The sequence below is a fragment of the Thiobacillus sp. genome, from assembly GCA_024235835.1.
Classification (GTDB): Bacteria; Pseudomonadota; Gammaproteobacteria; order Burkholderiales; family Thiobacillaceae; genus PFJX01.
Window position 1 is genome coordinate 958875 of sequence record JACKLQ010000001.1, and the last position, 24116, is coordinate 982990.

Here is a 24116-nt window from a genome sequence, read left to right on the forward strand (position 1 = left end):
TGCATGGCGGCGGGTTGCGCTTCGCCAACCCGCCCTACGACTCATTGTGTTAACCACCGAGGCCCGCTGGCGTTGTGACCCAGCCATGAGACCCGTCGCTTTTGAAACCTCGGCGGTTGAACCCTTTAACTCCCCTCCCCTTCCGGGGAAGGCGGAAGACATCACTTCTGACCGCTCATTTCGGACCGATACCAGGCGGGTTGCGCTGCCCTTCCCGCTCCGGGGTCAGCGGCCGCTCCAGCCAGTCGATGCTCTGGTCCTCAATCCGGTGCAGCACCACCACCTCGTCCCGCTGGCAGCCCACGGTGCCGTAGTAGTTGAAGCCATAGGCCAGCTGCACGTAGCCACCCACCATGTTGGTGGGCTTGACGATGACCCGGGTGACGGAGTTGAGGATGCCGCCGCGCTTGCCGGTGGAAGGTGAACCGGGCACGTTCACGTTCTTCTCCTGGGCGTGGTACATCATGGCCATGCCCCTGGGCACCCGCTGGCTCACCACCGCCCGGGCCATGGTGGCGCCGTTGGCATTGATGGCCTCCACCCAGTCGTTGTCCGCAATCCCAACGCTCTTGGCGTCGTCCTCGGAGATCCACACGTAGGGGCCGCCGCGGAACAGGTTCAGCATGCGCAGGTTGTCCTGGTAGGTGGAGTGGATGCCCCACTTGGAGTGGGGGGTGATCCAGGACAACTTCAGGTGAGGCTTCTTCAGCACGCCGGCCGGCACCTTCTCGTTGGCCTTCATGTCGACGGGCGGCTTGAACACGCAGAAGCCCTCGCCGAAGTCCAGGAACCACTCGTGGTCCTGGTAGAAGTGGGCACGGCCCGTGAGGGTGCGGAACGGGATGTGCTCGTGGATGTTGGTGTAGCCGGCGGTGTAGGACACGTGCTCCGACTCGATCCCGGACCAGGTGGGCGCGGTGATGATCTTGCGCGGCTGGGCCTGGATGTCGCGGAAGGTGATCTTGTCCTCGTGGCGGCCGGCATACAGGTGGTGGTGGTCGATACCGGTCTTCTTGCTCAAGGCCGACCAGGACTTGTGGGCCACCTCGCCGTTGGTCTCCGGCGCCATGCGCATCACCGAATCGCACACGGCAATGTCCTCCTCCAGGCTGGGCATGCCCAGGGAGACGCCGGGCTCGGTGACGGTGCGGTTGAGGCTGGCCAGCTCCTTGTATTCCTGCTCGGTGTTCCAGTCGATACCCTTGACGTTGTTGCCGATCTTGACCATGAGGGGGCCAAGGCCGATGAACTTGCTGTAGGTGCTGGCGAAGTCCCGCTCCACCACCTTCAACAGGGGCATGGTCTTGCCGGGGACGGGTTCGCACTCGCCTTTCTTCCAGTCCTTCACCTGGCCCAGGGGCTGGGCCATCTCGAAGGGGGAGTCGTGCTGCATGGGCAGGGCCACCAGGTCACGTTTCACGCCCAGGTGCTTGCCCGCCAGGCCGGAGAACTTCTTGGCCAGGGCCTTGAAGATCTGCCAGTCGGACTTGGACTCCCAGCCCGGGCTCACCGCCTCGGAGAGGGGGTGGATGAAGGGATGCATGTCCGTGGTGTTGAGGTCATGCTTCTCGTACCAGGTGGCGGTGGGCAGGATGATGTCCGAGTAGGCGCCGGTGGAATTGAGGCGGAAGTTGATGTCCACCATCAGGTCCAGCTTGCCGGTGGGGCCCTGCTCGTGCCACTTCACCTCCTTGTTGTCCTTGCCGTCGCCGCCCTCCTGCAGGACGCCGTTCTGGGCCCCCAGCAGGTGCTTGAGGAAGTACTCGTGGCCCTTGGCGGAGGTGCCGATGAGGTTGGCGCGCCAGACGATGAGGTTGCGGGGCCAGTTCACCGGGTTGTCCGGGTCGGCGAAGGCCACGTCCAGGGCGCCGGACTTGAGCTGTTCCACCACGTGCTTGGCCACGCCGGCCTCGTCGGTGGCGCCGTTCTTCTCGGCATCCGCCACCAGGTCCAGGGGGTTGCGGTTGAAGTGGGGCGCGGATGGCAACCAGCCCATGCGGGTGGCGGCCACGTTGTAGTCGGCCAGGGAATAGCCCTTGTTGCGGTTCTTGCCGGCGGGAGACAGCAGCTCGTCCGCCTTCACCGCCTCGTAGCGCCACTGGTCCGTGTGGAAGTACCAGTAGGAGGTGGAGTTCATCTGCCGGGGCGGACGGTTCCAGTCCAGGCCGAAGGCGATGGGCGCCCAGCCCGCCTGGGGCCGCAGCTTCTCCTGGCCTACGTAGTGGGCCCAGCCGCCGCCCGTCTGGCCCACGCAACCGCAGATGTGCAGCAGGTTCATGATGCTGCGGTAGGACATGTCGTTGTGGTACCAGTGGTTGATGGCCGCGCCCATGATGACCATGGATTTGCCCTTGGTCTTGGCGGCGTTGTCGGCGAACTCCCGGCCGGTGCGCTCGATGTCGGCGGCCTTCACGCCGGTGACCTTGGCGGCCCAGGCGGGGGTATAGGCCACATCGGCCTGGCCGTAGGACTTGGCCACGTTGCCGCCGCCCAGGCCCCGGTCGATGCCGTACTGGGCGATGGTCAGGTCGAACACGGAGGCCACATAGGCCTCGCTCCCGTCCGCCAGCTTGATCTTGCGGGCGGGCACGTTGCGGAACAGCAGCTCAGGCTCGTCCGGGTTGAAGTGGGGGAAGCCCACGGACACCACCTCGCTGCCGGTCTTGCCCTGGCAGGTGAGCTCGGCGCACATGTTGGCGCCATCGGACTGCTTCTCCAGCAGGTTCCACTTGCCCTCCTCGCCCCAGCGGAAACCGATGGAACCGTTGGGCACCACGAAGCCGCCGGAAAACTCGTCCCAGACGATGGTCTTCCATTCCGGGTTGTTGGTCTCGTTCATGCCGCCCAGGTCGGAGGCCCGCAGGTTGCGGTCCGTCACATAACCCTCGCCGTGCTTGCGCAGCACCACCTGCATGGGCATGTCGGTGTACTTGCGGGCGTATTCCTGGAAGTAGGGGTTCTGCTGCTCGATGTAGAACTCCTTCAAAGCCACATGGCCCATGGCCAGGAAGGCGGCGGAGTCCGTACCCTGGCGCACGGGCATCCACAGGTCGGCGAACTTCACGTATTCGGCGTAGTCTGGCGCCATGGACACGATCTTGGTGCCCTTGTAGCGGGTCTCGATGGCGAAGTGGGCGTCCGGCGTCCGGGTCATGGGCAGGTTGGCGCCGGTGATGATCAGGTACGTGGAGTTGTACCAGTCCGCCGCCTCGGGCACGTCGGTCTGCTCGCCCCAGGTCTGGGGGCTGGCGGCGGGCAGGTCGCAGTACCAGTCGTAGAAGGAGCCGCAGTAGCCGCCGATGAGGCTGAGGTAACGGCTGCCGGCGGCGTAGGAGATCATGGACATGGCCGGGATGGGGGAGAAGCCGTAGATACGGTCCGGGCCCCATTTCTGGATGGTATGCACGTTGGCGGCGGCGGTGATCTCCAGCACCTCGTCCCAGGTGGTGCGCACGAAGCCGCCCAGGCCCCGCACCCGCACATACTTGTCGCGCTTGGCGTTGTCGGCCTGGATGGCGGCCCAGGCTTCCACCGGGTCCTTGCCCGACTTGCGCTCGGCCCGGTACAGATCCAGCAGGCGGCCCCGGATCATGGGGTACTTGATGCGGTGGGGCGAGTACAGGTACCAGGAGAAGGAGGCGCCCCGCTGGCAGCCCCGGGGCTCATGGTTGGGCAGGTCGTCCCGGGTGCGGGGATAGTCCGTCTGCTGCATCTCGAAGGACACCAGGCCGTTCTTCACGAAGATCTTCCAGGAACAGCCGCCGGTGCAGTTCACGCCGTGGGTGGAGCGCACCACCTTGTCGTGGCGCCAGCGGTTGCGATAGGCATCCTCCCACTTGCGGTCCTCGATGGTCATGGTGCCGTGGCCGTTGGAGAAAGGCTCCCGGGGATGGGTGAAGTAGGTCAGTCGGTCCAGAAAGTGACTCATTGCTTGACTCCTTGGGATGGGTGATGGGGGATGGGGGATGGGGGAACTGAGAGTGGGTTAATTCCCATCCCCCATTCCCCGTTCCTCATTCCTCAGGGGTTCCGGATCTCCGACCCCTTGCGCAGGTAGAACCACCAGTTCAGCACCAGGCACAGGGCGTAGAAGAGGGCGAAGCCATACATGGCGTTTTCCGGCGTGCCGGCCTTCAACTGGCCGCCGATGACCACGGGGGCGATGAAGGAACCGTAGGCGGCCACGGCGGAGGTCCAGCCCAGCACGGGGCCGGCCTGGGCGCGATCAAAGATCACCCCCACGGTGCGGAAGGTGGAGCCGTTGCCGATGCCGGAAGCAGCGAACAGCACGACGAACACCACCATGAACTGGGTGAAGTACATCTCCGGGGTAGCCGACTGATATGACTGCATCATGACGTGGCCGGCGTAGGCGGATGCCACCACCATGACCACGGAAATGATCTGGGTGACGATGGAGCCGCCCACCTTGTCGGAAATCCATCCGCCTACAGGACGGATCAGGGCACCGACGAAGGGGCCGATCCAGGCATAGGTCAGCGCGGAAGGCGCATTGGGGTTCTTGGTGTGGACCCAGGTCTGGGTGGCGGCATCCAGCACATGGGTATCACCGAAGATCACCGTGATGGCCAGCGGCACGGCGGCGGAAAATCCGATGAAGGAGCCGAAGGTCACAACATACAGCGCGGTCATCGACCAGGTGTGCTTGTTGGAGAAGATGGCGAACTGCTTCTGGATGCCCGCCTTCATTTCACCGATGGCGAATAGGCGCATCAGCAACAGGGTGCTGATCATGATCAGCGGCAGCGCCACCCACATGTTGAGCAATTCCAGGCCGCCTGCCTTCACCGGCAGGTAAAGGTACAGACCCACTGCCGCGACGCTGGCGGCCAGGCCGTACAGCCACAGAATCTTGATGAAGGCGCTGAGCGTGGAACCGATGGCGGGCGAAATCGGCTTCAGGTTGTTCATGCCGAAGAAGCCCAGGAAAGCCAGCGGAATCAGGGCCAGCATCCACACCCAGCCGGCGTTCTGAATCCAGGTGGGCGTGCCGGCGACGATCTTGCCCATGATCCAGCCGGAATCCTTGACCAGTTCCATGGAGCCGCCGGCGAAGGCGCCGAAGATGCCGGCGGTCATCACCAGGGGAATCAGTATCTGCATGGTGGTGACGCCGAAGTTGCCCAGACCCGCGTTCAGGCCCAGGGCCGTACCCTGCAGGCGCTTGGGGAAGAAGGTGCTGATGTTGGACATGGAGCAGGCGAAGTTGCCGCCGCCAATGCCGGAGAGCAGCGCCATCAACTGGAACACCCACAAAGGCGTGGTCTTGTCCTGCAATGCGATACCGGTGCCGATGGCCGGAATCATCAGCAACGCGGTGGTCAGGAAGATGGTGTTGCGACCGCCGGAGAGGCGAATGAAAAACGAGGACGGGATGCGCAGGGTGGCACCGGACAAGCCCGCGATGGCGGTGAGGCCGAACATGTCATCCTTGGTGAAGGGGAAGCCCAGGTTCAGCATCTGCACGGTGATGATGCCCCACATCAGCCAGATGGCGAATCCGAGCAGCAGACTGGGAATGGAAATCCACAGGTTGCGGTTGGCGATGTTCTTGCCCGTGGATTCCCAGAACTTCTGGTCCTCCACGTCCCATTTTTCGATATTTACACTCATTGGGGACTCCGTAGCGGGTTGGTATGGGGGGTGGAGGAACGCTGCCAGGCGAAGCTTGGCGAGCCCGGATATGGCACATCACCGAGCCGAAGGATCCGGACTTGCCCGGTGGCCTCACTCGGGCAACAAATGACGGGAAGGAACGGATGCACGGCGCTCATTCCATGGTGTCCACTGCAACGCGTGGCTTCTTGATCAGGTCCATCTTGCGGACCTCGGTGGTGTACATCCAGATCAGGGATACCCAGACCACGCCGTACATGAGCATGAAGGCTGAGGATCGGATGCCGGTGAGGTCCACCAGGGCGCCGAACATGATGGGCAGCAGGAAGCCACCCATGCCGCCCATGAGCCCCACGATTCCGGAGATGACGCCGATGTTGTGGGGGTACTCGTCGGAGATGTACTTGAACACCGATGCCTTGCCGAAAGCGAAGGCCACGCCCACGGTGAACAGCAGGGCGGTGAATATTTCCGGGCCGAGGTGGATGTTGTAGGTCACCGGGCCGGAAACGGTCTTCACTGTAAACTCGGTCTGGGGGTAGGACATGATGAACAGGCAGATCCAGGACACCCACAGCACCCACCAGGTGACGCGGTGGGCACCCCACTTGTCCGACATCCAGCCCCCCACGGCCCGCAGCACGCCACCAGGCAGGGAGAAGCAGGCCGCCAGGAAAGCCGCGGTCTTGAGATCGAAGCCGTACTCGCTGACGTAGTACTTGGTCATCCACAAGGCCAGGGCCACATAGCCCCCGAATACGATGGAGTAGTACTGACAGTACTTCCACACCGCAGGGTCCTTCAGAGCCTGGAGCTGTTCGCGCACGGTGATGTGGCCGGGCACCCGGTGGGCGGGATCGTCGTAGGTGAAGAACCAGAACAGGATGGCCGTCACCAGCATGGCGGCGGCATACACCTGGGGCACCATGGTCCAGCCGTAGGCCACGACAATGGCCGGCGCCACCAGCTTGGTGAGGGCCGCGCCGGAGTTGCCCGCGCCGAACACGCCCATGGCCATGCCCTGGCGCGACTTCTCATACCAGCGGGCGCAGTAGGCGATGCCCACCGAGAAGGAGCCGCCTGCCAGGCCCACGAAGAGGCCGATGGTAAGGAAGTGCCAGAACTCGGTGGCGAACTCGATGAGCCAGATGGGCACCACCGTGGCCAGCATCAGGGCGAAGAAGACGATGCGGCCACCGAACTTGTCAGTCCACATGCCCAGGGGCAGGCGGATAAGGGAACCCGTGAGCACCGGCGTGGCCACCAGGATGCCGAACTGGGTCTCGTTGAGTCCCAACTGAGTCTTGATGGGAATGCCGATGACGGCAAACATCATCCACACGGCAAAGCACACGGTGAAGGCCAGCGTGCTCATGACCAGGACTGAAAGCTGCTTCTGGGCGACAGGTGTCATGCCATATCCCTTGGATCGAAAACCTCGATGTCCGAAATTCATCGATCCGCAGTTTATGTAGCCTGAAACCCCACGCCAGAGGGGCTTCCCGGCCAAATCAACGGGCGATTACCCATAAGTGGGTATGGTGGTATCGGCCTAAGTTGTTGTTATCTATGGGCTCCCAAGAAGGCCCATATCCCTGGCCACCCCCTTGGAGGCAACGTGGGTATTCCCATATCTTCACAGGGGGGTAAAAGGGGTAATCAGATCGAGTTGGTCTTCCTCCGGCCCATGAAAGGACATAGGCACCGCATGTTTACCAAGGCCAGGCAAGTGCTCCGGCTGCCTTCACGCAAGGCCCTGAGCCGCTCCCTGCTGCTGCGCATGGGTGGCGCCATCGCCGCCATCGCCATGCTGGCGCTGCTTGGAATGTCGGTTTCGGGCCTGGTGGCGGAATCCACCCAGGGTAGCGGCGAGGCCATCAACCGTGCCGGCAGCCTGCGTATGCAGGCCTGGAAGATGGCCGCCCAGTACGTGGCAGTACCCCCGGGCGGCAACGGCCATGCCCGGTGGCAACTCAAGGAAACCATCCACAGGTTTGATGAGACCCTGGACGACCCGGCCATCAGGTCCATGCTTCCCCGGGTGGGCGAATCAGTCGTCAACCACACTTATGGCCAGATACGGGATGAATGGCGGACAAGCTTCCGGCCCCGCTTCATGGGGGTGGCGGAGGGCGCTGCCTTGCCAGCCGATGGTGCCGAACGGGACAGACTGCTGCGGGACACCTCCCTATTCGTTGGCCGCATCAACCAACTGGTGAAGCAGATGGAGGACTCCACCGAGGCCAAGATCCTGGTCATGCGCATGGTGCTGGGGGGTGCCCTCCTCATCACCGTGCTGGTGGTGCTGCTCACCATATGGCTCATTCATACCCAGCTGGTGCAGCCCTTGCGCAAACTCCTGGCCCTGGCCGCCAGCGTGGGCCATGGCGACCTGACTGCCCGCACCGAGCACACGGGGGAGGACGAGCTGGGCGAACTGGGACGGGCCTTCAACCTCATGGCGGAAGACCTCTCCAAGCTCTACCAGGACCTGGAGTCCCGCGTGCAGCAAAAGACCTCGGAGCTCACCCGCAGCAACCAATCCCTGGAACTGCTCTACCACTCCATCGCCCGACTCCATGGCGCCCCCCCAGGCAAGGCCGTCTACCTGGCCCTGCTGAGGGACATCGAGCAGTTGCTGGGCCTGGGCCACGGCATCATCTGTCTGGGTGATCAGGGCGGCGGCAGCGGCGTGGCGGTGGCCAGCACCATGCAGAACGGCGAGGCCAGCCCCTGCGACAAGGCCGAATGCCTGTGGTGCCATGGCGCGGACCAGACCCGCTTCAGCATTGTCAGCGATTTCCACCGCCGCCTCACCCTGCCCCTGGCGGATGCGGAAAAACAGTACGGCGTACTCATCCTGGACATCCCGGAAGGCCGCCAGCTGGAGGCCTGGCAAATCCAGTTGCTGGAGGCCCTGTCCCGCCACATCGGGGTAGCCATCGGCGCGGAGCGGCGCATCGAGCAGAACCGCCGCGTGGCCCTCCTAGAGGAACGGGCGGTTATCGCCCGTGAGCTGCACGACTCCCTGGCCCAGTCCCTGGCCTACATGCGCATCCAGGTCAGCCGCCTGCAACTGACCCTGAAAGACCCATCCAAGCGCGGCGAGGCGGATCAGGTGCTGCTGGAATTGCGGGAAGGCATGAGCAGCGCCTACCGCCAATTGCGGGAACTGCTCACCACGTTCCGCCTCAAGATGGAAGGCCAGGACCTGTCCTCCGCCCTGCGCCAGACCGTGGAGGAATTTATCGAGCGCGGCGAGTTGGCCATCGACCTGACCATCGACCTTGACGGCTGTCCCCTCTCCCCCAATGAAGAGATCCATGTCCTGCATATCGTGCGGGAGGCCCTGTCCAACGTGCTCAACCACGCTCAAGCCCGCCACGCATGGATCAGCCTGGCCTGCCAGGAAGAGGGAGAGGTTCAGGTAACTGTCAAGGATGACGGCGTGGGTATCGAGAAAAGCGCGGACGTGCACCACTACGGCATGACCATCATGGAGGAAAGGGCCCGCACCCTGGCCGGCGTGATTGCCGTCACACCCCGCACCCAAGGTGGCACCCGGGTCACTCTTTCCTTCAGGCCCACCAGCCGCCGCGCCAACAACACCAGTACCACCGCGCCACTCCGGAGATTCGAAGCATGAGACCCGATACCCCCCAAACCCTCCTGGTGATCGACGACCATCCCATGTTCCGCAGGGCCGTGCTGCAACTGGTGCACATGACCGGCGACTTCGAGGTGGTGGGCGAAGCCTCCTCTGGCGAGGAAGGCCTGGAAATTGCCCAGACCTTGAAGCCTGACATGATCCTGCTGGACCTGAACATGAAAGGCATGAGCGGCATCGAGGTACTCAAGGTGATCAAGTCCTGGGACCTGGACAGCCGCGTGGTGATGCTCACCGTTTCCGACGAGACCAGCGACCTGGTAGCGGCCCTGCGGGCCGGTGCCGACGGATATCTGCTGAAGGAAATGGAACCCGAGGACCTGCTGGGCAAACTCAAGGAGGCCGCCTCCGGCCAGGTCACCCTCACCGAGCGCCTGACCCGCAAGCTGGCCCATTCCCTGCGGGAGGACGCCTTGCCAAAACCGGTGGACGAGGCCGGCCTGACAGACCAGGAAAGCCGCATCCTGGCCCTCATTGCCCAGGGCAAGAGCAACAAGCTCATTGCCCGGGAACTCGGCATCGCCGACGGCACAGTGAAGGTCCACGTCAAGCACCTGCTGCGCAAGCTCAACCTGCGGTCCCGGGTGGAGGCGGCGGTATGGGTGGTGGAGAAGAGACAGGCTTGAGCCGGGAATATCCTGCCCGCCCCCTTCCCCAGACATGCATCCCAGGTTTCACGCCATCGCCCGCCGTTTTCTGCTGGCGGACACCCCTCCACTGTCCCCTGCCGAGCGGCTCCGCTCCGCGCTTGGCGCCCTGGTGGGCATCGCGATTTGCGCCATCGCCCTGCATGCCATGCCCGTGGGTTCCCACTGGATATTGGCCCCGTTGGGTGCCAGCGCTGTCCTGCTGTTCGCCTTGCCCCATGCTCCCCTGGCCAGGCCCTGGTCCGTGCTGGGCGGTTACCTGGTTTCTGCCCTGGCGGCCCTGACCAGTGCTGCATGGATACCCATGCCAGAACTGTCTGCCGCGGTAGCGGTCGCGGCCAGCATCTGGCTCATGGCCCGTTTCAATTGCCTCCACCCTGCAGGCGGCGCACTTGCGTTATTCATTGTGCTTGAAGGTCCGCCCAGCATCGCCCAGGCGGGCTCAACACTGCTGTTGGTCCTACTCAACGTGGCCGCCCTTTTGCTGGCCGCGATGCTGGTCAACAACCTCATCCTCCGACGTGGCTATCCCCTTGCCATCCGCCCAGGCAAGTCAAACCTCCATGCCACCCGGGACGCCTCCCCCTCGGCACGCCTGGATATTGACCACGAGGACCTGGCCAGTGCCGTGAAGACCCTGGATACCTTCGTTGACGTACAGGAGGAGGAACTGGTCCAGCTCTACCGGCTTGCGGTGGAGCATGCCTTCGACCGCCACATCGGCTTGACGTGCGGCGACATCATGTCCCGAGATGTGGTGAGCGTGCTTTTCGGCACTGAACTGGAGGAAGCATGGACCCTCTTGAGGGCCCACAAAATCAAGGCCCTGCCCGTGGTGGATAACTTCGGTCGCCTGATTGGCATCCTCACCGCGGCGGATTTCCTCCGCCAATTGGATGACACCACCGCCGCCGGCCTGGCTGTTCGCTTGCAAGGGCTGCTCAGGCGCACGCCTGGGCCAAATTCGGAGAAAGCGGAGGTGGTGGGTCAGATCATGACCGAGAATGTGACATCTGCCAGGCTGAACACCCCCATTTCCGAACTGGTTAGCCAACTATCTGATAGGAGCATGCACCATGTTCCCGTGCTGGACGACACCGGCCATGTCCTGGGCATGGTGACTCAATCCGACCTCATTGCGGCGCTATACAGGCGCATTTCCCTATCCGTGGTTTGAAGGTCGTGTCGGCCTCATGGGCTTGCGTTCCGGGGATCTCGAAGGCTGGACTAGCATGAAGTATGAGCAACCTGTACCCCATGTCATCGCATGGAGCATTTCATGTCAGCCCAACCCTCCTCAACCCCCATTCCCTGCGAACTCGTCACCTGGAACCGCTTTCATGCCCAGGCCCGCCAGTTGGCCCGCAAAGTGCGGGATTCCGGCTTCCGACCGGACATCCTTGTCGCCATCGGTCGTGGCGGCTACATGCCGGCCCGGGTACTGTCGGACTTCCTTGACCTGCCAGACCTGAACACCTTCAAGGTGGAGCACTATCAGAGCACGAGGATCAGTCGACAGGCCGTGGTGCGATACCCCCTGTCTGGCAGCCTGAAGGGTCGCAACGTGCTGCTGGTGGATGACGTGAGCGACAGCGGCGACACCTTCGCCGCCGCCATCCGACACCTGAAGGGCAAGGGCACGCCCGCCGAGTTGCGCACGGCGGTCCTGCACCACAAGGTGGTCTCCAGCTACACGCCGGACTACTACGTGCAGCGCATCGTGAAGTGGCGCTGGATCATCTATCCCTGGGCCATGGCGGAGGACCTGTCCAGCCTGATCGGTGCCTTTGCCAAGCCTCCCTGGGCCGAGGACGTCATTCTGGAACGCCTGGCGGCGGACCACGGCATCCGCGTGACCAGGCCCTTGCTGCGGGATGTGCTGGCCATGATGGATGGATGAACCCGAAGGGCATGCCATGCCCATCCAGAACACCGACATCGCCGGCGTGTTCAGCGTGATGGCCCACCTGCCGCATGAGTCCGGCCGGGGATCCGGGAGGGTGCGGGCACTCTGGCGCGGGCTGGACAACCAGACCTTGGAACAACTGGCCGGGGCCGCCCACGCCATCCAGGACTTCGGGCACCAGCGCCATGTCGTCGGTCAGGGCATAAGGTGGTGGCTAAAGGCAAGGGAGGTGCTCATTACGCGGACGCTGGCGGGACAGCGGAGACTGTTTCGGGGAGGATGACGTGAGGCACGCAGACACCTCGTCTTCCTATATGTTGCACAGGGTGGAAGCCGTGCGCTGTTCAGCCCCGAACGTGCTTTCCGAAGGAGCGGGATTATGCTGGAAACTCTTATTGCCTATGGCAAAGCCAGCCTGTTGAGGAAGGCCCGTGGGGCGGACAAGAGGGGCGGCCGTTTGGTGGCAGTGATCGAGTGCATGCTGAATCAGAATGCACGCGATGCGGGAGCCGCGACTTGCCCCTCCATGAACGGGGATGTCGTTGAGCTTTGTCGGGAGCATGGGGTGGGCATTTTGCAGATGCCCTGTCCAGAGGTGTCCTGCTTGGGCATCAATCGAACCAGGACAGCTGGCCAGTCGATCCGCGGGTTGCTGGACACGGATTCCGGCAGGCATTGCTGCAGGACGATTGCCATGGAAACTGCCAACCGCCTGGAGATGTATGACCGCGCGGGCTATCGGGTGCTTGCCGTGCTGGGTGGCAATGTTCAGAGCCCCGGCTGCGCCGTGCATGGCCACGAACAGGATTTGTTACCGGAATCCGGCATCCTGATGCAGGAGCTGCACGCTGAGTTACGCAAACGGGGGCTGCAAACACCCTTCAGGGGCATGCGGGATGCGTCCCCGGAATTGTTGGCGGAGGATTTGCGCTGGCTGCGCAGTCTGTTCACAGCGTCATTTGATTCTGCCTGGCCGCATGAAACCTATCCATGAACTCCTTTCCCGCATCCGCTGGGACCCGTGCGTGCGGGAACCGGTCATGCCGGTAACCGCCGAAAACGAGTCCGGCGTGGTGGACCATGCCTTCAACCGGGTCGTCATGGATGTAATCGGACGCCGCACCCACGCTCGCCGCCAAGCCAATGTGGGAAGATGGCGCACATGAGACCCCTGCATGCCTTCTCCGCCTTCGGCGTGGAACTGGAATACATGATCGTGGACCGGGACACCCTCTCGGTACACCCCATGGCCGACGCCCTGTTGCGGGATGGCTGGGGCAGTCCCGTGACCGAGTTGAGCAGGGACCGGCTGGGCTGGTCCAACAAACTCACCCTGCACCTCATCGAGATCAAGAACCTGGCGCCGGAGCCGGATCTGGAAAGCCTGGTGTCGGATTTCCAGGCCGAGGTGCGGGAGATCAACCACCGCCTGACCAGCCGGGAAGCCCAGCTCATGCCCACGGGCATGCACCCCTGGATGGACCCCTCCCGGGAATGCCGGCTGTGGCCCCACAAGCACGCCGAGATCTACCAGGCCTACGACCGCATCTTCGACTGCCACCACCAGGGCTTCGCCAACATCCAGAGCCTGCAACTGAACCTGCCCTTCGCCGACGACCGTGAGTTCGCGCGCCTGCATGCAGCCGTCCGCCTGCTGCTGCCCCTGCTGCCGGCGCTGGCTGCCAGCTCTCCCCTGGCCTGGGGTGGTCCCACCGGCTTCCTGGACACCCGCCTGGAGGCCTATCTCACCCACCAGGGCCGGGTGCCGGAAACCATGGGCATGATCATCCCGGACACCATCGCCAGCCCCGGCGAGTACCGTGACCTGATCCTGGGGCCCATGTACCAGGCCTTGGCCCCTCTGGACCCGGCGGGCACCCTGCGGCACGAGTGGCTCAACGCCCGGGGCGTCATCCCCCGCTTCGACCGCATGGCGCTGGAGATCAGACTCATGGACATGCAGGAACATCCCGGGGCTGACCTGGCGGTGTGCGCCGCCGTGGCGGCAGCCGCCCGGCGGCTCTTCCGGGCGGGGGAAGACCCGGCGGTATTCAAGGCCCAGCAGGATTATCCCACGGAAACCCTGGCGGAAATGCTGCGGGCAGCCGCCAGGGACGCGGACCGGATGAAAATCACGGATCCAGCCTACCTGGCCCTGCTGGACATGCCCCCCGCCACCTGCACCGCCGGCGAGACTTGGCGACACCTCATGGAGGCCTGGTGGCGGGAGGAACCCACCCAGCGCCAGGCCTGGGGCCAGCCCCTGGACGTGATCCTGGAACACGGCCCCCTGGCCCGCCGCATCCTGCGGGCCGTGGGCGCGGAATGCCCTCGCTCCCTGCAGGAAACCGTGTACTGGTCCCTGTGCGACTGCCTGGACAAGGGCTACTCCTTCGTCTGGTAAACATGCCGGCCAGGGCCGCCAGCCACCTCATCACCCGCAGGATCGTCGACGCCAGGATGCCGGTGGCACGCTTGACCCAGCTCGCCGCCCACCGGCCCGCGGCCTGGAGTCCCCCTGTTCTGGGCCGCCTTGAGCCGCAGAACCTCATCGAATTAACTTGCCCAGGCCGATGAGATGAGCAAACACATGGTCGGCAAACTGCTGATGGCCAATCTGACGCTGTTCGTCGCCCAGTCGATGTATGGCGACGAATTGCTGCGCTGGCTGGGCCTGTGGCCCCTGGGGCTGTTTGGCCTGGACTCCACGAACATGCTGGCGCCGTCCTTCATGCCCTGGCAGGTTGTGAGCTATGCCTTCCTGCACGGTGGGCTGCTGCACCTGGGCCTGAACATGTACGCCCTGTGGATGTTCGGCCGTCAACTGGAGGCGGTGTGGGGGCCTTACCGTTTCGCCGCCTACTACTTCGCCTGCGTGGTGGGCGCCGCCCTGACCCAGCTGGTGGTCTCCGAATACGTGCTGCTCCAGGGCGGCAGCGCCTATCCGGTCATCGGCGCCTCCGGGGGGGTGTTCGGCCTGCTGCTGGCCTTCGCCCTGCTGTTTCCCCGGGCGCGCCTCATGCTGCTGTTCCCTCCCATTGCCGTGGAGGTTCGCTGGTTCGTCCTGGGCTATGCCGCCCTTGAACTGTATTTCGGTGTCACTGGCACCTCCGAGGGCGTAGCCCACTTCGCCCACCTGGGGGGGATGTTCACCGGCTGGCTGCTGCTACGGCACCGGCGCCGGCGCTTCTGAAGTCCACTGCCCCAAGTGGCCGGGCTCACCGCCTTGAAATACCCGAGTAATTTACTAGGCTAATCATGGTAGTCTCCAAATAGCACATACATGTGTGCTGGCAGGGCTCGATTTCTCAGGAGAAACCCCATGAACAAATTGCCCGACACCCCCCTACTGAACGAACTGGAGTCCGGCCCCTGGCCATCCTTCGTCACGGGCCTCAAGCACCTGGCGGAAGACAGCCCCATGATGGTGGACCTGCTGGGCCAGCTGGAAACCTCCTATCGCACCAAGCTCGGCTACTGGAAAGGCGGCACGGTGGGAGTGATGGGCTATGGCGGCGGGGTGATTCCGCGCTTCACCGAGTTGAAGGACGAACACGGCAAGCCGATCTTTCCCGAGGCGGCGGAATTCCACACCCTGCGCATCCAGCCCCCGGCGGGCATGCATTACAGCTCCGATCTGCTGCGCCAGTTGTGCGATACCTGGCTGGAATCGGGTGGCTCGGGCCTCATCGCCTTCCACGGCCAGTCCGGCGACATCATGTTCCAGGGCATCAGGACCGAGAACGTGCAGAAGGCCTTCGACGGCCTCAATGAACTGGGATTCGACATGGGCGGCGCCGGCCCCGCTCTGCGTACCTCCATGTCCTGCGTGGGCGCCGCCCGTTGCGAGATGTCCTGTTATGACGAGGCCCGCGCCCTGCGCACCGTCATCAACAACAACATCGACGACATGCACCGGCCGTCCCTGCCTTACAAGTTCAAGTTCAAGTTCTCCGGCTGCCCCAACGACTGCGTCAACGCCATCCAGCGCTCGGACATGGCCACCATCGGCACCTGGCGCGACAACATCCGCGCCGACGAGACGCTGGCCCGGGCATGGTTCGCCGAGCACGGCATCAAGGACGCCATCAACATGGTGGTGAACCTGTGCCCCACCAAGGCGATACAGCTGTCGGACAACTCGGATGCACCCCTGGCGGAAGGCATCACCCGGGTGGTGCTGTCCGACGCGCACGCCCTGGAGATCGACAACCACAACTGCGTGCGCTGCATGCACTGCCTGAACGTCATGCCCGGCGCCCTGCTGCCCGGCAAGGACAAGGGCGTGACGGTGCTTATCGGCGGCAAGGGTGTGTTGAAGATCGGTGCCACCATGGGCACGGTCATCATCCCGTTCATGAAGATGGAGTCCGACGAGGACTTCGAGAAACTCAACGACCTGGCCCGCAACGTGCTGGACTTCTTTGCCGAGAACGCCCTGGAGCACGAGCGCACAGGGGAGATGATCGAGCGCATCGGCCTGGTGAACTTCCTGGAAGGCCTGAACCTGGAGATCGACCCGAACATGATCATCCACCCCCGTACCAACCCCTACGTGCGCACCGACGGCTGGGACGAGGAAGCCGAGAAGTGGTTCGCACGCAAGACCGAGGCGGCGGCCAACCATGCCGGCAGCCAGATAGCCAGGGCGGCCTGACATCCCGAGCACATACCTACGCCCATCGGAAGGAACACCATGAGAACCATACGTATCGAATATTTCGACCAAGAACTGTCCTACAAGCATGCCAAGTTCCTGGCCTGGGATACAGCTCGTAAAGAGCGCATGCAGGATCCCACCGTCATGGCCTGGCACACCCCGCAAGCCGCGTCTCCCCGATTCGAGGGCGGCAATCCGGACAGCTGGTGGGAAAAATACGGCGAAGGCAATGGCGGGCGCCTGCGCGTGGACGTGGGTGAGGACTATGCCTTCGTCATGATGGACACCCGGGCCTACGAGACCCTTGATCACATTCCCCTGCGCAACCTGCTGGATGGCCAGGGCCGGCAATACGTCTGCTACACCCCCATCCTGGGGGATTCCCGGACACCCACGCCCGAGGCTTGTTACCCCCTGGATGACTGGACCGCGGACCAATATTGACCATCGTCGCCACCGAGAGGCATCGCCATGGAAACCAACATCCCCGACAACCACTTCGACGCGGACGGCTTCATGCGGGAAACGGACGCCTGGGACGAGGGATTGGCCCGGCGCATCGCCGGCCTGCCCAACCCGGGGGAAGAGGCCAAGGCCTACATGTAGTTGTAGGCGGCGGCAACCGCCCAGGGCTCAGCGGATCCTTGCGGATTCCCTGACATAGGCAGCGAACTCGCCCTCTGGCATGGGACGGCCGTGCAGGAAGCCCTGCACGATGCCGCAGCCCACGCTGGCCAGGTAATCCTGTTGTGCCTGGGTCTCGATACCCTCGGCGATGGCCTCCAGGCCCAGAGTCCGGGCAAGGCCGATGACGGCGGAAGCAATGGCGCAATCGTTGGGGTCGTCCGGGATGTCACGCACGAAGGAGCGGTCGATCTTGAGGTTGTCGATGGGCAATTGCTTCAGGTAGGCCAGGGACGAATAGCCCGTGCCGAAATCGTCGATGGCCACGCGGATGCCATGCTCCCGCAACCGGGCGAGCACCCAGGCGCACAGCTCGATGTCCGCCATGAGCACGTTCTCGGTGAGCTCGATCTGCAGTTCGTGGCCCGCCACGCCACACTCCGCCAGCAGGGCCACCACCCGCTCGGTGAAATCCGGCTGGGCAAGTTGTACCGCCGAGATGTTCACGGATACGTAGTCCAGTTCCAGGCCGCCCTCCCGCCAGGCACGCTTGTGACCCAGGGCCTGGCGCAGGATCCATTCGCCCAGGGGCAGGATGAGGCGCATCTCCTCGGCCACGGGGATGAAACGGTCCGGGCTACGGGCCGATACCGGTCCGTCAGGCCAGCGGATGAGGGCCTCGCAGGCCCTCGGCCTGCCCTGCGCAAGGTCGATGATGGGCTGGTAATGCAACTCGAAGGCGCCCTCGCGCACGGCGGTCCGCAGGGCGTTGTCCAGTTCCAGTTTCCGGCGCATGGCCTCGGACAGCTCGGCGCTGTAGCGCACGTGGCCTTCCCGCCCCGCCTCCTTGGCCCGGTACATGGCCACGTCCGCGTTCTTGAGCAGGGTGGCCGCATCGTCGCCATCCTCCGGAAACAGGGTGACGCCGATGCTGCAGCCGATGTGCAGGTCGACGCCGCCTACCTGGAACGGCTGCTTGAAGGCAGACACGATCTTGCCGGCCAGGTTGGTGGCCGCCCCATGGCTGGCCCCCGTTTCCATCAGCACCACGAATTCGTCCCCCCCCAGGCGGGCCAGGGTGTCGGCAGTGCGTACCAGGGCCCGCAAGCGTCGCGCCGCCTCAACCAGCAGCAGGTCGCCGATATGGTGGCCCAGGCTATCGTTGATGTTCTTGAAGCGGTCCAGGTCGATGAACAGCAGGGCCAGGGCACGACCGTCTCGGTGGGCGAAGTCGATGGCATGGGCCAGGCGATCGTTGAACAGCAGGCGGTTTGGCAGCTCCGTCAGGGCGTCGTGGTGGGCCAGGAAATCCAGCCGGGTCTGGGTCTCCTTTAGGAACGAGATGTCCGTCATGACCGCGATGTGATGGGTCAGCCGCCCCTCCCCGTCCCGCACCTCGCTGATGTTTTCCAGCAGGGGGATCAGGCGGCCGTCCTTGGTCCGGTCCAGAATTTCCCCCTGCCAGAAGCCCTGGCCCCGCACGGTGCGCCAAAGAAGCTCGTAGAAGGCCTCGTCGTGGAGGCCGGACCTGAGGATTTCCGGCCGGCTGGCGATCAGTTCATCACGGTCGTAGCCGGTGATGCGGGTCACCGCTTCATTGACCTCGATGATGCGTTTGTCGGCATCCGTGATCATGATGCCTTCGCCCACGTGCCTGAAGACCTCGGAGTAAAGGCGCAGGTGCCGCTCGGTGGCCTTCTGCTGGCTGATGTCGGTGAACAGCATCACCGTCTTGGCGTGGTTGCCGGCCTCGTCGAGGATCTTGCTGGCCACTACCTGCATGTCGCGGCCGTAGACGCAGGCCACATGGCTCGTGCCATCGGCCCTGGCCCGCAGGTCCACCATCCCTTCCGCGCAGTTGCAGGCCTCATTGGCGGGCCGGCCGATGATCCGGGCCTTGTCCACCCCGCCGAAGAACCACTCGAGGGCCTGGGGGTTGCAGTCCTCGATGCGGTCATCCATGTCCATCACGACGATGGCCGCCCCCAGGGTGTCCAGGATGGTACGTATCTCGCTGGTAGCCACTGAGAGGCGCTGGTTGGTCTCGTTGAGATGGTCGATCACCTGCCTGAAGGACTCGGCGATGATGCCGATGGGGTCCAGATCGATCAGGGTGCTGTCGTCCAGTTCCTCGGGCCGCAGGGGCATTGTCCCCATGACCGTGAGCAACTGGTCCACTTTGGCGCGGATGTAGTGCAGGGCTTGCTGCTGACTGAGAGAAGATGCCACGGAGAAGGATCAGGGATTGCCGAAAACGCGAATACGGTAAAGCTCGTCCAGCCGGTCCACCTGGGCCATTAGGCCCATACGGTCCGCCGCCGCCGGGATCGTCGCGGTGGCCTGACGGTCGTCGGTCACCACCACCACCTCGGTATCGCCTGCGCGGATGGCCGTAACGTGCTGATTCAGCTCCCTCAGGGTGAGCAACAGGCACGAGGGACAGAGTTGGCCGCGGATGTCGATGTCGATGGTTTCTGGCATGGCGTTAACGTACCACGAAGCGGACCAGCAGGCGTCCACCCACCCAGGTGCCGGGCAGCAGGCCCGCCAGGAACAGCAGGCTCTGCATGGCCAGGATGGGCACTCCGCCCCAGAGGTGCCAGACGTTGCAGGATGGTGCCATGCGCGCCGCCAGGCCCAGCAGCAGCCCGCCCGCCAGGGCCGAGGCGAACTGGCGCGGCGGGAGGCGCCAGCGGGGACGCCATTCCCCCAGCCGCGCAGCCGAGAACAGGGAGCCCGCGACGATGCCCAGCAGCAACGGATACTGGATGGCGGCAATCCCGTCCAGGCCAGGCCCGGGCCCGCCGGTGATGGGCCGGTCCGCGAAGGGGGGCGTGTAGTTGAGGGGTTGCAATGCAAAATATTCCAGTCCTGCCACGTGCTCCGGCGCGAACAGGGATTCGATGCCCGCCCCCAGCTTGGCGTAGGTGGTGGTGATGCCCAGGGGCATGCCGATGAGCACATAGGAAGCGAAGCCCAGGCCGGCGATGATGAGGGCCGCCCTCCAGGGGGCCAGATGACCCGCCGCGAAGGCGGGACGGTCCATGCGCCCGGCCCGGAACTCTTGCAGCAGCCAGTAGCCGCCCGCGGCCACCAGGGGCAACAGGAGGGCGACCGGCTCCAGGCCCAGCCACTGGGGCAGGGTGACGACATCGTTAACCAACACCGTCTCCTTGGCGAAGCCCGCCCACAGGGGGTGGATCTCCGCATACAGCGCCGAACCGGCCAACATGCCCGCCACCGCCAGCAGACTGGTGGCACTACCCGCTCCCAGCTTGTAAAGACTGCCGCACACGCAGCCGCCCGCCAGCACCATGCCGATGCCGAACACGAACCCACCCAGGGCATTGGTCAGGGAGGGTGGCCCCAGCAGGGGAAAGGGATGGATGGAGATCAGCCCCGTCAGGCGCCCCGCCTCGAACAGCGCCATGCTGACCACCACCAGCAGCAGCATCTGGCGCATGAGGAAGAAGTCCCGGAACAGGAGGGCATCCCGGAAGCAGGCGGTGACGCAAAAATCGGAGCGGTGCATGACCAGGCCCGCCACCAGGCCGATGGCCAGGGAGCTGAATACGATCAGCAAGTAGGGCTGCTCCAGCAGCAACGCGGGATCTCCTCTCTTCTGGCGGGCGCTTAAGCGCTGCCCGCATCCAGGCGGAGCGCATGCTAATGCAATTGATCGTCTGGATGCGAGAGGTTTTGCCTATGGCCGCTCGCTGGGGGAGAACGTCGCGCAGCGGCCGGCGACTGCTCAGCGGGAACTGTCACCCAGTACAGCATAGCGGCTTACCTCTTCCGCCAGCACCCGCATCATGTGGGTGGCGATCTGCATACCACCGGCCGCCATGTCGCCCATGGCAGCCATCAGTTCCGGATTGATGAGGCCACAGGCCTGTTGGCCGCCGGCTTCACCCCCCTGGGGGCAGGCCTGGTGCCTGGTCTGGGCTTGAACCTGGCCGGTGGCACAGGAGGCCTGGCCCGGGCCAGAGGAAAAGAACGGCATGCCGCCACCCATGCAGGCTTGCGCGGGACTTGCGCTAAGCAGGGTGGCAACGGCCAATGCGCCCAGAGAGGGGATTGTTGTTTTCGCTTTCATGGTGCAGCTCCTTGACTTGAGAAAGCCCGCGAAAGTGCGGGTGTTCCCAGGCTAGGCAGTCCAGGTAAGCGAACGGTTTCCGTTCGGTAGTACAGATGTAACGGGGTGTTACCGGAGGGTGTTGTTGTGGGTGATGCTACTTGCCCGTGGCCACCCAGATGCCGTCCCAGTCCGCCGGGGGCGGGGTCTGGCGGAAGTTGTCGATGCGGTCCAGGATGACCTGGCTGGGACGGTCGTCCGGCGCAAGGCCCAGGCAGGCCTGGAAGGCCTCCGTGGCGGCCTCCCAGTTCCGGGCACGATAGGCGGCGAGGCCCGCCTCGTAATGGGAAACCAGCCCCCCGTCCGCATCGCCCCGCCGGCCCAGCAGTTCGTAAACCCGTTCCGGTTCGCCGCGGCCTGCCACCTGGAGACTGTCGATCTCGCGGAAGTCGAAGGCGTCGCCGGCCTGCTGCCGAGTCTCCGCGCTCACCAGGATGCGGGTGCCATAGAACTTGTTGGCCTGCTCCAGGCGGGAGGCCAGGTTCACGGTGTCGCCAATGACCGTGTAGCCCCGGGCGGTCTCGGAACCTATGTTGCCCACTAGCACCTCCCCGGAGGCGATGCCCATGCGGACTTCAACGTGGGGCAGGCCATGGCGCACCCCCAGCACGTTCGGCAGGTCGGCGCGGAAGGCATCCAGCTGGGCCCGTTGGTCCAGGGCCGCCTCGCAACACAGGGCCGCATGGTGGGAGGCCTCGGTGAAGGGCTGGCCCCAGTAGGCCATCACTGAATCGCCGATGTATTTGTCGATGATGCCCTGGCGATCCTGGATCACCTGGGCCATGAGGGCGAAGTAGCGGTTGAGGAAGCGCACCGCCGTGTCCGGTGTCAGGCCCTCGCACATGCGGGTGAAGCCTGCCAGGTCCGAGAAGAACACGCTCATCACCTGGCGCTGGCCGCCCTCCGTCGACAGGCGGTTCTCCAGCAGGCCCTTGACGATGCGGGGGTCCACGTACTGGCCGAAGGTGGTCTTGATGCGCTCCTTCTCCCGCAAGCCCACCACCATGTGGTTGAAGGAGTCCGCCAGGGTGGCCAGTTCGTCCCGGGTCTGCACCTGGATGTGCACCTCCAGGTCACCGTGTTCAACGGACTGGGTGCCCTTGAGCAGGCGACGGATGGGCTCCACCAGGGAGCGGCTCACCCACCAGGCGAAGATGAGGCCCAGGGTGGTGGCGATGGCGGTGATGGTCCAGTTGAGGCGCACGGAACGGGCCTCCTCCGCCTTGGCCTGGGCGGCGGTATCCGTGGTGAGCTTGTTGAGCAGGTCGATGGCCTTGCCAATCTCCAGGTCCAGCTTGTCCTTTTCCCGCAGCAGGTTCTCCCTCACCAGACCTGCGGAGCGGGCCGTGCCTTCCTCCGCCTCGATCTGATACAGGCGGAAGGTGCGATGGAAATCCTGGCGCGCGGTCTGGAGATTGGGCAGCTGCTGCTTCAATACCGCCAGGGTTACACTATCCAGCTGGATGGCCGGGTCCTTCTCGGCCTCTCCCAGCATGCGCAGGGAGGAATCCACGATCTGGTCGGCGTTGATGCCCCGGGCGTCGAAATCGGAAGACTCCTTTTCCAGGAAGGCCTGGTCGGGCCTGGCCGCCTGCATGCCCAGCAATACACGCTCCAAGTGCACCATCTGCTGGCGGATGAGAATCTCCACGCTGGCCACCTGGTTCTGCATTGGCAGGTAGACGTCAGCCAGTGCCCGCACCTGGTTGTTGAGCTGCCTCGAGTTCAGCACCGACAGCCAGGTCACCACCACCATCAGGGCCAGCAGGACCAGGGTGATGCTGAAGATCTTCAGTCGGATGGGGCGGCGCATGTGGGGAAACGCGGTGGCTGCAATAAGTTTAAGCCTGCGTCCGGCGGGCCACCGCGTCAACTGTTAACCATGTATCAGCGGCTGCCGGGTAAAGATATCCGCGACTTGCACGATATTGAAACCAATAAGCCAATTGGAGCGGGCCATGGCAGGACATGACTGGTGGGGCGCAGCCCAATGGGCGGCCTACTTCGAGTACAAGGACATGCCCATCAAGGCGGCCAGCAAGGATGCCTTGAGTCGCCTGGAGGCGGACGGAGAGGAACACCTCTCAGGCCATGAATATGCCGCGCTGCTGCTGGACGACCCCCTGCTTGCCCTGCGCCTGATCAAAGAGGCGAACCGCCGCCTGCCCCGACACCTTGCCCGGGACATCACCACGCCCCTGGGCGTGCTGCTGGCCCTGGGTACCGAGCAGTTCAAGGAACAGATTCTCCAGGCCCCCGTGGTGGAAGATGGCAATACCGGCTTCATCGCCAGCGAGCACCGTTCATCCCTCGGCGCCCGCATCGCCCATGCCTGGGGCGGGCTGCATTATGACCTGGACCAGGGGGAACTGGCCCTGGCCGCCCTGCTGGCGGATGCCGGCGAGATCGAGCTGTGGGCCTTCGCTCCTGAACTACCCCGCAAGGCCCTGGATGAATTGCAGTCCGGCCGTGCCAGCCGCAGCGACCAGGCCCAGCAGCAGGCCTGCGGTTTCGCCTTCCGCGAACTCACCTTGCTGCTCATCGAGAAATGGAACCTGCCCAGGTTGATCCTGCAATTGATCCGTGGGGATGAAGGCCTGCGCGCCCGCCTGGCGCGCCTGGCCGTCAACGCAGGCCGCCACCTCAGCTACGGCCATGCCGATCCCGCCCTGCCCCATGACTTGGTGGAAGCCAGCCAGCTGACCCATGCCTCCATCCCCCAGGTGGCCCAATGCCTGCCTGGCCTGGCCGAAGGAGAACGGGTGGCCTTGATTGCCGCTGCGGAGGCACTGCCTGAGCAACCCTCCGGCAACCCCCACTGAGGCCCATTTTTCAGAACT

The 24116-nt window shown here is 64.2% G+C and carries 20 protein-coding genes; 12 read left to right on the plus strand and 8 right to left on the minus strand.

The features are described from left to right. Positions 1–175 precede the first annotated feature (175 nt). The 3 genes from H6935_04645 to H6935_04655 form a co-directional block, all read right to left on the minus strand. Positions 176–3928, minus strand: coding sequence for a nitrate reductase subunit alpha (locus H6935_04645; protein ID MCP5277634.1), 3753 nt, complete (start codon positions 3926–3928; stop codon positions 176–178). Positions 3929–4020: 92 nt separating this feature from the next. Continuing rightward, on the minus strand, positions 4021–5634 hold the full coding sequence (locus H6935_04650; GenBank protein MCP5277635.1) for an antiporter: 1614 nt from the start codon (positions 5632–5634) through the stop codon (positions 4021–4023). 157 nt (positions 5635–5791) lie between these two features. Continuing rightward, on the minus strand, positions 5792–7051 hold the full coding sequence (locus tag H6935_04655) for a NarK/NasA family nitrate transporter (protein MCP5277636.1): 1260 nt from the start codon (positions 7049–7051) through the stop codon (positions 5792–5794). A gap of 294 nt (positions 7052–7345) precedes the next feature. On the opposite strand from H6935_04655, the gene H6935_04660 reads away from it, so the two are divergent. The 11 genes from H6935_04660 to H6935_04710 all read left to right on the plus strand — a co-directional run bounded on the left by H6935_04660 (position 7346) and on the right by H6935_04710 (position 16961). Next, positions 7346–9283, plus strand: a complete 1938-nt coding sequence (locus tag H6935_04660; protein ID MCP5277637.1) for a type IV pili methyl-accepting chemotaxis transducer N-terminal domain-containing protein — start codon at positions 7346–7348, stop codon at positions 9281–9283. Next, positions 9280–9930: a two-component system response regulator NarL gene (narL, locus tag H6935_04665; protein ID MCP5277638.1), complete on the plus strand. Its 651-nt coding sequence runs from the start codon at positions 9280–9282 to the stop codon at positions 9928–9930. Before H6935_04660 ends, narL begins: the two co-directional genes overlap by 4 nt. A gap of 34 nt (positions 9931–9964) precedes the next feature. Then, positions 9965–11128: an HPP family protein gene (locus tag H6935_04670; GenBank protein MCP5277639.1), complete on the plus strand. Its 1164-nt coding sequence runs from the start codon at positions 9965–9967 to the stop codon at positions 11126–11128. 102 nt (positions 11129–11230) lie between these two features. Beyond that, the gene (locus tag H6935_04675) at positions 11231–11851 is read left to right on the plus strand and encodes a phosphoribosyltransferase (protein MCP5277640.1); all 621 of its coding nucleotides are present in this window, start codon (positions 11231–11233) and stop codon (positions 11849–11851) included. Next, positions 11844–12140: a hypothetical protein gene (locus H6935_04680; protein ID MCP5277641.1), complete on the plus strand. Its 297-nt coding sequence runs from the start codon at positions 11844–11846 to the stop codon at positions 12138–12140. The genes H6935_04675 and H6935_04680 overlap by 8 nt, the downstream gene beginning before the upstream one ends. A gap of 96 nt (positions 12141–12236) precedes the next feature. Further along, positions 12237–12851 carry a hypothetical protein gene (locus tag H6935_04685; GenBank protein ID MCP5277642.1) on the plus strand — a complete coding sequence of 205 codons (615 nt, stop codon included), beginning with the start codon at positions 12237–12239 and terminating at the stop codon, positions 12849–12851. Beyond that, positions 12835–13023 (plus strand): hypothetical protein, encoded by a 189-nt coding sequence (locus H6935_04690; GenBank protein MCP5277643.1) that lies wholly within the window; start codon positions 12835–12837, stop codon positions 13021–13023. The genes H6935_04685 and H6935_04690 overlap by 17 nt, the downstream gene beginning before the upstream one ends. Continuing rightward, positions 13020–14261: a glutamate--cysteine ligase gene (locus H6935_04695; GenBank protein ID MCP5277644.1), complete on the plus strand. Its 1242-nt coding sequence runs from the start codon at positions 13020–13022 to the stop codon at positions 14259–14261. The genes H6935_04690 and H6935_04695 overlap by 4 nt, the downstream gene beginning before the upstream one ends. A 174-nt stretch (positions 14262–14435) precedes the next feature. Beyond that, positions 14436–15050, plus strand: coding sequence for a rhomboid family intramembrane serine protease (locus H6935_04700; protein MCP5277645.1), 615 nt, complete (start codon positions 14436–14438; stop codon positions 15048–15050). Positions 15051–15179: 129 nt separating this feature from the next. After that, the gene (gene dsrA / locus H6935_04705) at positions 15180–16514 is read left to right on the plus strand and encodes a dissimilatory-type sulfite reductase subunit alpha (protein ID MCP5277646.1); all 1335 of its coding nucleotides are present in this window, start codon (positions 15180–15182) and stop codon (positions 16512–16514) included. Positions 16515–16553: 39 nt separating this feature from the next. Continuing rightward, positions 16554–16961, plus strand: a complete 408-nt coding sequence (locus tag H6935_04710; protein MCP5277647.1) for an AF1514 family protein — start codon at positions 16554–16556, stop codon at positions 16959–16961. Between the two features lie 189 nt (positions 16962–17150). On the opposite strand, the gene H6935_04715 is transcribed toward H6935_04710, so the two are convergent. From H6935_04715 to H6935_04735, 5 genes are all read right to left on the minus strand, one after another. Continuing rightward, positions 17151–19370 (minus strand): EAL domain-containing protein, encoded by a 2220-nt coding sequence (locus H6935_04715; protein MCP5277648.1) that lies wholly within the window; start codon positions 19368–19370, stop codon positions 17151–17153. A 9-nt stretch (positions 19371–19379) separates the two neighbouring features. Continuing rightward, positions 19380–19622 carry a sulfurtransferase TusA family protein gene (locus H6935_04720; GenBank protein ID MCP5277649.1) on the minus strand — a complete coding sequence of 81 codons (243 nt, stop codon included), beginning with the start codon at positions 19620–19622 and terminating at the stop codon, positions 19380–19382. Between the two features lie 4 nt (positions 19623–19626). Further along, positions 19627–20673, minus strand: a complete 1047-nt coding sequence (locus H6935_04725) for a YeeE/YedE family protein (protein ID MCP5277650.1) — start codon at positions 20671–20673, stop codon at positions 19627–19629. Between the two features lie 219 nt (positions 20674–20892). Continuing rightward, positions 20893–21237, minus strand: a complete 345-nt coding sequence (locus H6935_04730) for a hypothetical protein (protein MCP5277651.1) — start codon at positions 21235–21237, stop codon at positions 20893–20895. A 136-nt stretch (positions 21238–21373) separates the two neighbouring features. Continuing rightward, entirely contained in the window at positions 21374–23089 is a 1716-nt protein-coding gene (locus H6935_04735; GenBank protein MCP5277652.1) for an adenylate/guanylate cyclase domain-containing protein, read from the minus strand. 145 nt (positions 23090–23234) lie between these two features. On the opposite strand from H6935_04735, the gene H6935_04740 reads away from it, so the two are divergent. Further along, positions 23235–24098: an HDOD domain-containing protein gene (locus H6935_04740; protein MCP5277653.1), complete on the plus strand. Its 864-nt coding sequence runs from the start codon at positions 23235–23237 to the stop codon at positions 24096–24098. Positions 24099–24116 lie beyond the last annotated feature (18 nt).